A 12,105-nucleotide genomic window follows, 5' to 3' on the forward strand; every position below is an offset into this window, starting at 1 on the left:
CGGGCTGGTTTTTCTTTTTTATCGATTGATCGTTTTATCTCTTCATGTCGTATCTCATTTTTATAAAGTTGTACAAATTTTTTTTCGTACAACTTTATAAAATGCACTATCTTATCATTATATTGTACGAAAAATTATTTTGTATAACTACGAGGTTCCACATGGATGTTCAAACGGTTGGTCAATTCTACTGTCAGCTCAGCAAGCATACTTTGCATCGTTTGCCTGAAATTTACCATCAACACGTGGTTTTCGCTGACGCTGCACACCGTATTGAAGGTCTAGAAAGCTTACATCAGTACTTTGTTAACCTTTATCAAAATGTGCAGCGATGTGAATTTACTATTCATGAACAACATCAAATTGAACAAACGGCGTTTCTCGTCTGGACGATGCACTTACAGCATCCTAAGCTTGCCAGTGGTCGAGTGATTGATGTTCAGGGTATGAGCCAGATTAAGTTTCAAGACGATAAAGTCATTTATCATCGAGATTATTTTGATTTAGGTGAAATGCTCTACGAGCAATTACCGCTGCTGGGTAGCTTAGTTCGCGCGGTGAAACGGAGGTTAGGCCAATGAATGGTGTCTTGATCACCGGAGCTAGTTCAGGCATAGGTTTGCAGCTTGCTAAAGATTATGCTCAACAAGGTTGGTCGGTGATTGCTTGTGGGCGTAATTTGACGGCATTGCAAACATTACAAGCCGAGTATCCCACGATTGAAATTCTGATTGCCGATGTCACTGATCGTCATGCCACACTCAACGCTTTATCTTCTTTGACGGTGGTTCCAACCCTTTGGATTCTCAATGCCGGAAGTTGTGAATACATTGATGATGGCGTCATGGACTCTGCATTATTAGGCCGCGTTTTTGAGGTTAATGTACTGGGTATTGCGCACTGCATTGAGGGCATTCAACCTTATCTAACTCAGGGACATCGAGTGGCTTTTGTTGGCTCTATCGCCAGTGAGCTTCCCCTGCCAAGAGCGGAAGCTTATGGTGCTTCAAAAGCGGCGGTCAACTACTTGGCTCGAACGTTACGATTAGATTGGCAAGCCAAGGAGGTAGAGGTTACGACCATCTTCCCGGGTTTTGTCACTACACCTTTGACCGATAAAAATACCTTTCCTATGCCGATGATCATTACCGTCGAGCAAGCCTCTTTGGCGATCAGGCAAGGACTGGCCAAAGGTAAGCAGAGCATATATTTTCCTGCGGTATTTACTTGGATCATTCGTTTAATTGCGGCACTGCCTTACCGCTGGCAGCACGCTATTGTTAAACGATTAGTTGGCGCATAGAAGGACAACATAACAATGAAAATTGCCATTATTGGAAGTGGTATATCAGGGCTCACTTGTGGGCATTACTTGCATCAACAGCATGATGTAACGATTTTTGAAGCGAATGATTATATTGGTGGGCATACCGCCACAGTAGATGTTGAACTGAACGGCCAGTCTTATGCGATTGATACGGGGTTTATCGTGTACAACGATCGCACGTATCCAAACTTTATCAAAATGATGAATGAGATTGGCGTACGTGGCGTCGCAACACAAATGAGTTTTAGTGTACGTAATGATGCCAATGGCCTTGAGTATAATGGCCATACCATCACGACGTTGTTTGCTCAGAAGCGTAATTGGTTTAAGCCAAGTTTTTATCGTTTTATCCGCGAAATATTACGCTTCAATCAACTCGCTAAAGCCGCGGCGGCTGATGCAGAGCATAGTGTTCAAACTCTCGGAGAATTTTTGCATCATCATCAATTCTCTGATTATTTTTGTGAGAATTATATTTTACCGATGGGAGCGGCGATATGGTCTTCTTCATTGGCCGATATGCGTGCTTTTCCTTTGACGTTTTTTCTGCGTTTTTTCCTCAATCATGGCTTATTAGATATTACTCATCGTCCTCAGTGGTATGTGATTGAAGGGGGCTCTCGAGCGTATATTGAACCGTTAACCCAAGGATTTCGCGATAAGATTCGTCTCAATGCTCCTGTTGAGTGGTTGCGACGGAGCGGACAAGGTATTGAACTGCAAGTGCATGGCAAAATTGAACACTTTGATGAGGTGATTTTTGCTTGTCATAGCGATCAAGCGTTAGCTTTGTTATCGGATGCTAATCATATTGAGCGTGAATTACTCGGCGCCATGGGTTATCAAGCCAATGAAGTGATTTTACACACGGATACCAGCTTATTACCAAAGCGAAAAGCGGCTTGGGCATCGTGGAACTATCGCTTGGCAGGGGACGTGGATCAAGAGACCCGTTTGCCGGCTTTAACTTACAATATGAATATATTGCAGCATATTGATAGCTCAGAAACGTTCTGTGTCACCTTAAACAGCAGCGAAAGTATTAATCCCAATAAAGTGCTGCGTAAATTTACGTATCATCATCCGGTATTTAACCGTGCCGCGATAGCTGCCCAGCAACGCAAAGCAGAGATCAGTGGGGTTAATCACACCTGGTTCTGTGGTGCCTACTGGCATAACGGTTTTCATGAAGATGGTGTTAAAAGTGCATTAGATGTTGTAACCCGCCTTAGCGCGCAGACCAATACGGCTCAGCAAGGGGCTGCGTAATGCACAGTCAAGATAACGCGGTAAGCAGTGCCTTAATGGTTGGACATGTGCGTCATCGGCGTTTATCGCCAGTGGCGCATGATTTGACCTACCCACTCTTTATGCCTGCGATTGACCTCGATCAGTGGTCTGAGCTTCAGCAAAACGTGTGGGGGTTGGGTGAGAAATGGTGGCATTGGGCACGTTTTCGTCGTCAAGATTATCTTGGTCAAGGTGATTTGAAAGCTGCGGTGCAAGATAAAGTTCATGAACTCACTGGTCAGCGTATCGAAGGTAAAGTATTGGCAGTGGTCCATTTACGTTACCTCGGTCTCTATTTTAGCCCAGTCAATTTTTATTACTTGTATGACCATCAAGGAGAATGGCGTTATTTATTGGCAGAGGTCAGTAATACGCCATGGAATGAGCGTCACTACTATGCGTTACCGGCAGAGGCGGGGGTGGATAATCAGCATTGGCAACATGCTAAAGCCTTCCATGTTTCACCATTTAACCCAATTGATCAGCAGTATGTTTGGAAGCTAAAACCGCTCAATCAAGGCTTAATGGTGCATTTAGAGTGTCATCGTCAGCATAAAGAATTCGATGCGACGCTGACCTTAAAAGCGCGGCCTTTTACGTCTGCTCAATTACTTAAGCTATTAATGAAAACGCCAATCATGACAATTAAAGTGATGGTGGGAATCTATTGGCATGCGTTGAAGTTATGGATAAAAGGAGCCCCTTTTTATGCTCATCCAGATTCATCGTCAGTAAACAAAAATAATAAGGAGAAACGCTAATGTCACACTCTTCTTCTTTGGATATGCCCAAGACGCTAACTGTTTTACAAAAAGGGGCGCGGGCAATGGCATTCAAGTCTCTCAACCTAATGCAAATTGGCTGTTTAACCATCAAAGAATCGTTCAATGAAGTGGGTATTGAACAGTTTGGTCCAGCCCAAGAGGGGCAGATCCACGCGACGGTAGAGGTTAAACATCCTCATTTCTATGCTCGTTTACTCAAAGGTGGCAGTATCGCCGCCGCAGAAGCCTACATGGATGGTTGGTGGGATAGCCCCGATTTAACCGCAGTGATGGAATTAATGGCGCGAAATTTAGCCGCGCTCGATAAGCTGGAAGCGCAAAGTAGTATTGTGATGCGCTGGCTCAATCAAATGGGGCACTGGTTAAAGCGTAATTCCCTTGGTCAAGCTAAGCAAAATATTGAAGCGCATTATGATCTTGGTAACGATCTGTACCAAACCTTTTTAGATAAAAGAATGCTGTACTCTAGCGCACTTTATCTAAACAGTACTGACAGTTTAGAGCAAGCACAACTGAATAAAATGGAGCGTTTGTGTCAGCAGTTGCAATTGCAAGCCAGCGATCATGTGTTAGAGATCGGGACAGGCTGGGGAGCGATGGCGATTTACATGGCACAAACTTATGGTTGTAAAGTGACCACCACGACCATTTCTGAAGAGCAGTTTGCCTACACACAGGCATTAGTTGAGTCGCTGGGTTTAACGGACCAAATTACCTTATTAAAACAAGATTATCGTCAGCTCACGGGACAGTTTGATAAATTAGTCTCTATTGAGATGATTGAAGCGGTTGGTAAAGCTTACTTAAAATCTTATATCCAACAGTGTAATCAATTATTGAAGCCACAAGGCTTAATGGCGATTCAAGCGATCACGATTACCGATCAACGTTATGACTATTACAGTAATAATGTTGATTTTATTCAAAAATACATCTTTCCTGGTGGTTTTTTACCCTCGATTACCGCCTTAACTCAAATGGCAACTCGGTTTAGCAATTTGGTGGTGCGCAATGTTTTTGATATTGGGTTAGATTATGCGCATACCTTAGCCGATTGGCGTTTGCGTTTTGAAGCGGCGTTACCAGAGGTGCAACGGTTAGGCTACGATGAACGATTTATTCGTATGTGGCGTTATTATTTGTGCTATTGCGAAGGTGGTTTTCAGGCTCGGACGATCAGTACGATTCATATGACCTTCCAGAAAGGTGCTTAATGCGCAAACTACTGCTGCCTTCATTACTGTTTGAAGTTATTTGGTGGTCTGCTGTCTGGGGCCAGACCGACTGGCAATGGTTGACTTTAGTGTTGGTCATCATCGCTTGGCTTAGTATGGCATACACTCAGTTAACCTCACTTTTCCCAGTAATGCTGTTGGCCGGAGCGGGAGTGCTATTGGATATCATCAATGGTGCCATCGGCCTGTTTGTTTTTCCTACGGAGCATCCTATTCCATTTTGGTTGGTTATCTTATGGTGTGGTTTTGCATGGTACGCTCGGTTGCTTATCCCTGCGATTCAACACCATTCGCCACGTTGGATTATCATTTTAGGTGGCTTGGGTGGCGCTGTCAGTTATTGGGCCGGTTATCGATTTGCGGCAGTGGATTTTCAATGGACGGTTCTGACCGTAATGGGCATTTTATTTGTCCAATGGGCAGGGCTCACATGGTGCTTATTAAAGGTGTTTAGTCATGCAAGGAACGCTCAGCGTGTATAAATGGGTTATTCGTATTTCGCTTTTGGTCGTCATGATGTTGTCTATTTCGCTGAGAGCAGAAGCCGATAAACCACAAGGAGAAAGGCAGGATGTTTGGCGTGATTGGCCAGTGGTTGGACAGGCTACGCTATCGTGGTTATTTTGGGATGTTTATCACTCCCAGCTACGTTCTCCCGATGGTCAATACCAGAAGCAGCCCGGTCAAGAGGTGGCGACTCATCCTTTGGCTTTAGAGATCCATTACCTACGTACGATTCGTCGTGAACAGCTATTGGAGGCCACCGAAAAGCAGTGGCAAAAACTCGGTTACTCTGCGGCAAACATTGAGTCATGGATGGCCCAGTTAAGTCACCTATTTCCAACGGTAGAAAAAGATCAGCGCCTCGTTTATCTCTCGGACGGTCAGCATGGACAGTTGTGGTATTTTCCAACACCAACAGATAAACACGTTCGTGGCGAGGTGATTGACCCCCAAATGAATGAGGCATTTTTGGCCATTTGGTTATCACCACGGAGTGATTATCCTAGATTAAGAAATCAACTGGTAGGAAAACGCGGATGAAAAAGTATTGGCAAGCTCTTTGGTTAAATGTTGCACTGGTGTTGGTTGGCTGTTCAACAGAGATCAATGATTATCAGGATGCAGAGCCAAAGTTTGATCTGTTCAACTATTTTACAGGCACAACCCACGCTTGGGGGATGGTGCAAGATTATACCGATAAACAAACACGACGTTTTGAAGTTTTGATCGAAGGTTCGGTAGAAGGGGATGTACTGACTCTGGTCGAAGATTTTATTTTCGATGATGGTGAGGAGAGCCAACGTATTTGGGTGATCACTCGCACCGGAGAGGGTGAATATCGCGGTGAGGCTGATGATATTATTGGTCAAGCTCAAGGTAAAGAAGTCGGTAATGCATTGCACTGGCGTTACTCATTTTTATTGAGCACCGACAGCCGTGATATTGAAGTGTTGTTTGATGATTGGATGTATCGACAAGATGATCGTCACATGTTTAACCTCACCAAAATTAAGAAATTTGGTATTGAAGTCGGTAAAATCACCCTATTTTTCCAAAAGCAGTAACGGGGCGCATCAACAAAAAAAGGACTTCAATGTGAAGTCCTTTTTAGTCTAATCAGTTCACCACTTAGAGTTGATCCGTTAGCTCAATCGCATAACCAATATAGCTCGCTGGTGTCATCTGTTTAAGACGGGCCTTCTCTGCATCAGGCAGTGCTAAGCCATCAATAAACTGGCGCATGGCTTCGCCATCAACACGTTTACCTCGGGTTAACTCTTTTAATTTTTCGTATGGTTGATCAATACCGTAGCGGCGCATCACGGTTTGAATGGGTTCTGCCAATACTTCCCAATTTTTATCGAGTTCAGCCAATAGAGCGTCACGATTGACTTCCAGTTTGCTGATGCCTTTTAGGGTTGAAGCATAAGCAATGATCGCATAACCCACACCGACTCCAAGATTACGCAGTACGGTAGAATCGGTCAGATCGCGTTGCCAGCGTGAAATAGGCAATTTTTGCGCAAGATGGGTAAAGATGGCGTTAGCCAAGCCTAAATTACCTTCCGAGTTTTCAAAGTCGATGGGATTGACTTTATGAGGCATGGTTGAAGAGCCAATTTCACCCGCAACGGTTTTTTGCTTAAAGTGACCAAGAGCAATGTATCCCCAGATATCACGATCAAAGTCGATGAGGATAGTATTAAAACGGGCAATAGCGTCAAAGAGCTCGGCAATATAATCGTGTGGCTCAATCTGTGTTGTGTAAGGGTTCCAATTGACGCCTAACGACGCACAGACAAATTCTTCACTGAATTTATGCCAATCAATTTCAGGATAAGCAGAAAGATGCGCATTGTAGTTACCGACGGCACCGTTGATCTTGGCTAAAATTTCAATATTAGCGATTTGCTTATATTGGCGCTCCATGCGATACGCGACATTAGCCATCTCTTTGCCCATGGTAGAAGGCGATGCTGGTTGACCATGGGTGCGAGAAAGGAGGGGAATATCACGATACTCTTCAGCTAATTGACGAATAGCATCAATAATACGACGAATCTCCGGAAGAATGACCGTATCACGCGCTTCTTTAAGCATCAACGCATGCGAAGTATTATTGATGTCTTCAGAGGTGCAAGCAAAGTGGATAAATTCGTTAACGGCGTGAAGTTCTGGAACTGTCGCGACTTTCTCTTTCAAGAAGTACTCTACCGCTTTCACATCGTGATTGGTGGTCCGTTCAATATCTTTGATACGTTGCGCATCTTGTTCGCTAAAGTTTTCAGCAAGTTGGTCAAGGAATTGATTGGTTGCTTGGCTAAACGCAGGGACTTCTTTAATTTCTGCTGTGGCAGCCAGCTTCTGTAGCCAGCGTATTTCAACGATAGTACGGTACTTGAGGAGACCATATTCACTGAAGATACTGCGCAACGCAATCGTTTTACTTCCGTATCGGCCATCTACCGGTGAAACAGCAGTCAATGCTGACAGTTCCATGTTATTCTCCTGGAGTGTGAGTTAAAAATGAAGGTGAATAAGAGTTAAGCCAAGCGTTATAGTCTTGCTAACAAGATCTGAGCTTGTTCGATCATCTTTTTACGACCAAAAATCAAATGGCGGCGTTTACCACCGACTTGACGCCAAAGCACAGCGCAGCGGATACCGGAAAGTAGCAAAGCACGTACTTTTTGTTGATTCGCGGTTTGTTGCAATACCGTTGGAGTGCCCGTTACTTGAATGCGTGGACCAATAGGACTGATCACATCAAGATAAACACTAGCAAGATTACTGATCATGGTGTCATCAAGCAGATCAAAATGTTCTACTTGACGCTCTAACATCTGCAAACGGTCGCCAAGTTGAGCCATGGCATCGCGTCGCGTATGTAATTTACGTTCTAAAGCCATCAAACTAATCAGATAACGAGTCACCTCACCTCCTGATGGCGTGCTATCAATCCCATTCACTAGACATTGAAGGCCAACTTTTAAATTGGCCTCATTACCGAAAACATCCACGGTATTATTGGGATTAAGGTTGACGATGGCTTGGAGTGAGGTTGCAAACGCGTCTGAATCACAGTGACCGTTTTTTGCCACTTGTTGAACCAAAGCCACGGCTTGGCACATTCCAGCAAAGGCGATAGTACGGTCGTAGTTGGTGTTAGCCACGTAAATACTCCTACAGTTAACTAAGAAATGCGCTGTTCAATAATCCCACCACCGAGGCAGACTTCGCCTTGATAGAAAACGGCAGATTGTCCTGGGGTAACTGCAATTTGTGGTTCATCGAACATCACTTTGATGTTTTGTTCATCAAGCGGAATAATAGTGCAAGCTATATCCGTTTGACGATAACGAGTTTTGACCGTGCAGCGTGTTGGCTCGGTGATGGCTTGACGAGAAACCCAATGTAGCTGAGAAGCCATTAACCCCTGAGATTTTAACAACGGATGATCCGCGCCTTGCACGGCAATCAAAACATTACGTTGTAAATCCTTTTCTGCCACATACCAAGGTTGCTCACTGCCGTCTTTCAAACCACCAATATGTAAGCCTTTACGCTGTCCTAGGGTGTGATACATCAGTCCTTGGTGTTCACCAATCACTTTGCCTTCCGGCGTTTCAATTTTACCCGGTTGTGCAGGTAAATAGCGAGATAAGAAGTCGGTAAATTTGCGCTCACCAATAAAACAGATTCCTGTGGAATCTTTCTTCTTGGCGGTAATGAGACCTTGCTCTTCAGCAATACGACGAACTTCAGGTTTTTCTAGTTCCCCGACAGGGAATAAACTTCTTGCTACTTGTTCGTGACTCAGGGTGTATAAAAAGTAACTTTGGTCTTTATTACTGTCTAAACCACGCAGCATTTGTGGCTTTTCACCTTGAGTTGGGAAAGTACGGCGTACATAATGACCCATAGCGATATAATCAGCGTCGAGGACTTCATCCGCAAACTCAAGAAAGGCTTTGAATTTAATTTCTTTATTACAGAGGATATCCGGATTAGGCGTTCTGCCAGCTTTGTACTCAGCTAAGAAATACTCAAAGACATTATCCCAATATTCTGCAGCAAAATTAATGGTATGCAGATAAATGCCTAGCTTGTCACAGACCGCTTGAGCATCCGCTAAATCTTCAGCGGCAGTACAGTACTCCTCGTTATCATCTTCCTCCCAATTCTTCATAAACAAGCCTTCGACTTGATAGCCTTGTTGTTGTAAAAGATAGGCTGAAACGGAGGAATCCACGCCACCTGACATGCCAACAATCACTTTCTTTTGGCTGTTTGCATTGCGGTTATCTGACATAACGTAATACCACTTAATTAACTTGGGTTCAGATTCTAACAGAAAGAATTTTTCGAGGACAGATCCGCGACCGCAATCACACTTCCCTTGCTGATTATCTGAGCTATTTGCGGCCATTTTGTCATGATGGCGGGTGCATCAGGTAAGCGCTGAGACAAAGTGCGAAGCAAAGATTCGCAAAGGTGCATAAGTCAACACAGACAAAAATAAAAACCATAACGAAAACGTTTGCCTTGTTTCTGTTAGTTGCTGTTTTAGTGGAGAGCGAGTTAGAATCGCCCATCTTTTTATTCCCAAGCCGAATTGACGCTATGAAATTTCCTGGCCAACGTAAATCTAAACATTATTTTCCTGTCCATGCTCGCGATCCACTGGTTATCCAAGCGCAAGAAAATAAAAAAATGTCCCGTACACACATTATTGGAATTGATCAAACTTTGGTCGACATTGAAGCGAAAGTGGATTCTGAGCTGATTGAGCGTTATGGACTAAGTAAAGGCCACTCTTTAGTGATCAATGACGAGGCGGCAGAAGCGCTTTATCAGGAATTAAAAAGCAATCAATTAATTAGTAGTGAATATGCTGGTGGGACGATCGGTAATACACTACATAACTATTCGGTACTGGCAGATGATCGCTCTACCTTATTAGGGGTAATGAGCCAAGATATTAAGATTGGTAGCTATGGCTATCGTTATCTTTGTAATACTTCTAGTCGCGTTGATCTTAATTATTTACAAGGTGTTGACGGTGCGATTGGCCGTTGTTTTGCCTTAATCACCGAGGATGGTGAACGAACCTTTGCGATCAGTGAAGGTCAAATGAACCAATTAAATCCAGATAATATTCCAGAGAAAATTTTCCGTACCGCTTCTGCTTTGGTGATTACGGCTTATTTAGTACGTTGTAAAGCGGGCGATCCGATGCCAGATGCGACAATGAGAGCGATTGAGTATGCAAAAAAATACGACGTGCCTGTAGTATTAACCCTCGGGACTAAATTTGTTATTCAGGAAGACCCGGAGTTTTGGCAGCGATTTTTAAGTGAACACGTTACAGTGTTAGCGATGAATGAAGATGAAGCGCAAGCCTTAACGGGAGAACAAGACCCACTAGCCGCTTCTGATAAAGCGTTAGATTGGGTTGATTTAGTACTTTGTACAGCAGGTCCTGTGGGTTTATTTATGGCCGGTTACACCGAGGATTCAGCGAAACGTGAAACCTCTCTACCTTTATTACCGGGTTCAATTGCAGAATTTAATCGTTATGAATTTAGTCGCCCAACCAGTCGTCTTGGTTGCGAAAATCCTATCCGAGTTTATTCGCATATCGCTCCTTATATGGGCGGACCAGAAAAGATTAAAAATACCAATGGTGCAGGTGATGCCGCACTGTCGGCTTTATTGCATGATATGGCGGCGAATAAGTACCATAAAGAAAATGTACCTAATTCAAGTAAGCATCAATATCAATTTTTGACATACTCTTCTTTTTCTCAAGTATGCAAATATTCTAATCGAGCCAGTTATGAGGTATTAGTACAACATTCACCTCGTTTATCTCGTGGCTTGCCTGAGCGAGAAGATAGCTTAGAAGAAGCCTACTGGGAACGATAAAAACACAAACACACAGCGGCAGATTATTTGCCGCTGTGAATAATAAAGGCTCCTAGTAGGAGCCTTTATTGTATGACAGATAAATTCCCTTTTGTTAACGAAATACTCACTAATCGAGAGTTAGGCTCCAAGGTTGATGAATGCGATTATCAGCAGATAAATACCAAGCCGTTAGTTAACAAAGAGGAAATAAAAGAGTTTAGATAGCAAACTCTTCTAATGATTTACCTTCATCCAATGCTTTTTGAATGGCTAAAGGCGTACGTCCTTGACCTGTCCATGTTTTTTCAACGCCATTGTCCATGTATTTATATTTAGCTGGACGTGGTGCACGTTTACCTTGTTTCGTCTTAGCTTTAGTTTTGGTTTCTCCAGCAAGCGCAGAAATTAACGCGCTCACATCAATACCTTCTTTAGCTATTTGTTCAGCAATCGCAGAGAGCTTAGCTTCTTGTTCTGCCATTGCCGCTTTTTCTTGTTCTTCAAGTTCTTTACGCTCTTGTACTACGGTCGTTAATTTATCGAGCGCTTCTTCAAGCTGTTCTAGAGTCAAATCACGAGCATATGCACGTAGGCTACGAATATTTAATAGCGTTTTAGTTAGTTCAGACATTACTGTTTCCTGTGAGATAAAATGGTTTACCGCTTAATATTAAACCTAGTTATTTGTTCTAGCAATATTAGGATGATGATAATAACACGAATATTGAGTAAAAAAAGATTAACAAGCCGAAGATTAATATTATTGGCTTATAGTATAGCCGGTTAATATGACCATATTTGAGCATAACGTTAACCATAAACAGGTTTTTTTCAAGTCTATTTACTATTTTTAGTGATATTCATTGCATAATCATCTGTTGCTATCAGCTCATGCCATCATTAATTTTAAATCGAGAATAGTGCCGCCATAAAAATCGATGATTTTACGGGTTACTGACCAGTAACGGCAAGCGGTAGAGCATCAAAAGGAATTAAACCTTACTATAGGTTGCATTGAGATGGATGATAAGTACAATGCGATGACCTAATGCGG

The 12,105-nt window shown here is 43.1% G+C and carries 13 protein-coding genes; 9 read left to right on the forward strand and 4 right to left on the reverse strand.

Annotated elements, in window-relative coordinates:
* Positions 1 to 161 precede the first annotated feature (161 nt).
* Genes FKN88_RS05310 through FKN88_RS05345 form a run of 8 tightly spaced genes read left to right on the forward strand, consistent with a single transcriptional unit; the run spans position 162 to position 6,205 of the window.
* Positions 162 to 581, forward strand: a complete 420-nt coding sequence (locus FKN88_RS05310) for a nuclear transport factor 2 family protein (protein ID WP_158138566.1) — start codon at positions 162 to 164, stop codon at positions 579 to 581.
* On the forward strand, positions 578 to 1,303 hold the full coding sequence (locus FKN88_RS05315; RefSeq protein WP_158138565.1) for an SDR family NAD(P)-dependent oxidoreductase: 726 nt from the start codon (positions 578 to 580) through the stop codon (positions 1,301 to 1,303). The genes FKN88_RS05310 and FKN88_RS05315 overlap by 4 nt, the downstream gene beginning before the upstream one ends.
* A gap of 15 nt (positions 1,304 to 1,318) precedes the next feature.
* Positions 1,319 to 2,596 carry an NAD(P)/FAD-dependent oxidoreductase gene (locus tag FKN88_RS05320; RefSeq protein WP_154167897.1) on the forward strand — a complete coding sequence of 426 codons (1,278 nt, stop codon included), beginning with the start codon at positions 1,319 to 1,321 and terminating at the stop codon, positions 2,594 to 2,596.
* On the forward strand, positions 2,596 to 3,378 hold the full coding sequence (locus FKN88_RS05325) for a DUF1365 domain-containing protein (RefSeq protein ID WP_306687325.1): 783 nt from the start codon (positions 2,596 to 2,598) through the stop codon (positions 3,376 to 3,378). The genes FKN88_RS05320 and FKN88_RS05325 overlap by 1 nt, the downstream gene beginning before the upstream one ends.
* Positions 3,378 to 4,616: a cyclopropane-fatty-acyl-phospholipid synthase family protein gene (locus FKN88_RS05330; RefSeq protein WP_161438400.1), complete on the forward strand. Its 1,239-nt coding sequence runs from the start codon at positions 3,378 to 3,380 to the stop codon at positions 4,614 to 4,616. The genes FKN88_RS05325 and FKN88_RS05330 overlap by 1 nt, the downstream gene beginning before the upstream one ends.
* On the forward strand, positions 4,616 to 5,119 hold the full coding sequence (locus FKN88_RS05335) for a DUF2878 domain-containing protein (protein WP_154167899.1): 504 nt from the start codon (positions 4,616 to 4,618) through the stop codon (positions 5,117 to 5,119). Before FKN88_RS05330 ends, FKN88_RS05335 begins: the two co-directional genes overlap by 1 nt.
* Positions 5,112 to 5,681, forward strand: coding sequence for a hypothetical protein (locus tag FKN88_RS05340; protein ID WP_233268173.1), 570 nt, complete (start codon positions 5,112 to 5,114; stop codon positions 5,679 to 5,681). Before FKN88_RS05335 ends, FKN88_RS05340 begins: the two co-directional genes overlap by 8 nt.
* Positions 5,678 to 6,205, forward strand: coding sequence for a DUF3833 domain-containing protein (locus tag FKN88_RS05345; protein ID WP_306687323.1), 528 nt, complete (start codon positions 5,678 to 5,680; stop codon positions 6,203 to 6,205). Before FKN88_RS05340 ends, FKN88_RS05345 begins: the two co-directional genes overlap by 4 nt.
* Before the next feature lie 64 nt (positions 6,206 to 6,269).
* On the opposite strand, the gene purB is transcribed toward FKN88_RS05345, so the two are convergent.
* Genes purB through mnmA form a run of 3 tightly spaced genes read right to left on the reverse strand, consistent with a single transcriptional unit; the run spans position 6,270 to position 9,453 of the window.
* A complete protein-coding gene (purB, locus tag FKN88_RS05350; RefSeq protein WP_306687322.1) occupies positions 6,270 to 7,640 on the reverse strand; it encodes an adenylosuccinate lyase in 1,371 nt (456 codons plus the stop codon).
* 56 nt (positions 7,641 to 7,696) lie between these two features.
* Positions 7,697 to 8,314: a high frequency lysogenization protein HflD gene (hflD, locus tag FKN88_RS05355; RefSeq protein WP_004395062.1), complete on the reverse strand. Its 618-nt coding sequence runs from the start codon at positions 8,312 to 8,314 to the stop codon at positions 7,697 to 7,699.
* 20 nt (positions 8,315 to 8,334) lie between these two features.
* Complete coding sequence (mnmA, locus tag FKN88_RS05360; protein ID WP_306687321.1) at positions 8,335 to 9,453, reverse strand: tRNA 2-thiouridine(34) synthase MnmA; 1,119 nt, start codon at positions 9,451 to 9,453, stop codon at positions 8,335 to 8,337.
* A 311-nt stretch (positions 9,454 to 9,764) separates the two neighbouring features.
* Here mnmA and FKN88_RS05365 point away from each other — a divergent pair, with 311 nt between their 5' ends.
* Positions 9,765 to 11,069 carry an inosine/guanosine kinase gene (locus FKN88_RS05365; protein WP_040904781.1) on the forward strand — a complete coding sequence of 435 codons (1,305 nt, stop codon included), beginning with the start codon at positions 9,765 to 9,767 and terminating at the stop codon, positions 11,067 to 11,069.
* A 199-nt stretch (positions 11,070 to 11,268) separates the two neighbouring features.
* On the opposite strand, the gene FKN88_RS05370 is transcribed toward FKN88_RS05365, so the two are convergent.
* Positions 11,269 to 11,682 carry an H-NS family nucleoid-associated regulatory protein gene (locus tag FKN88_RS05370; protein ID WP_004395065.1) on the reverse strand — a complete coding sequence of 138 codons (414 nt, stop codon included), beginning with the start codon at positions 11,680 to 11,682 and terminating at the stop codon, positions 11,269 to 11,271.
* Positions 11,683 to 12,105 lie beyond the last annotated feature (423 nt).

Origin of the sequence: Vibrio sp. 2017_1457_13 (assembly GCF_030851525.1) — a bacterium.
GTDB lineage: Bacteria > Pseudomonadota > Gammaproteobacteria > Enterobacterales > Vibrionaceae > Vibrio > Vibrio metschnikovii.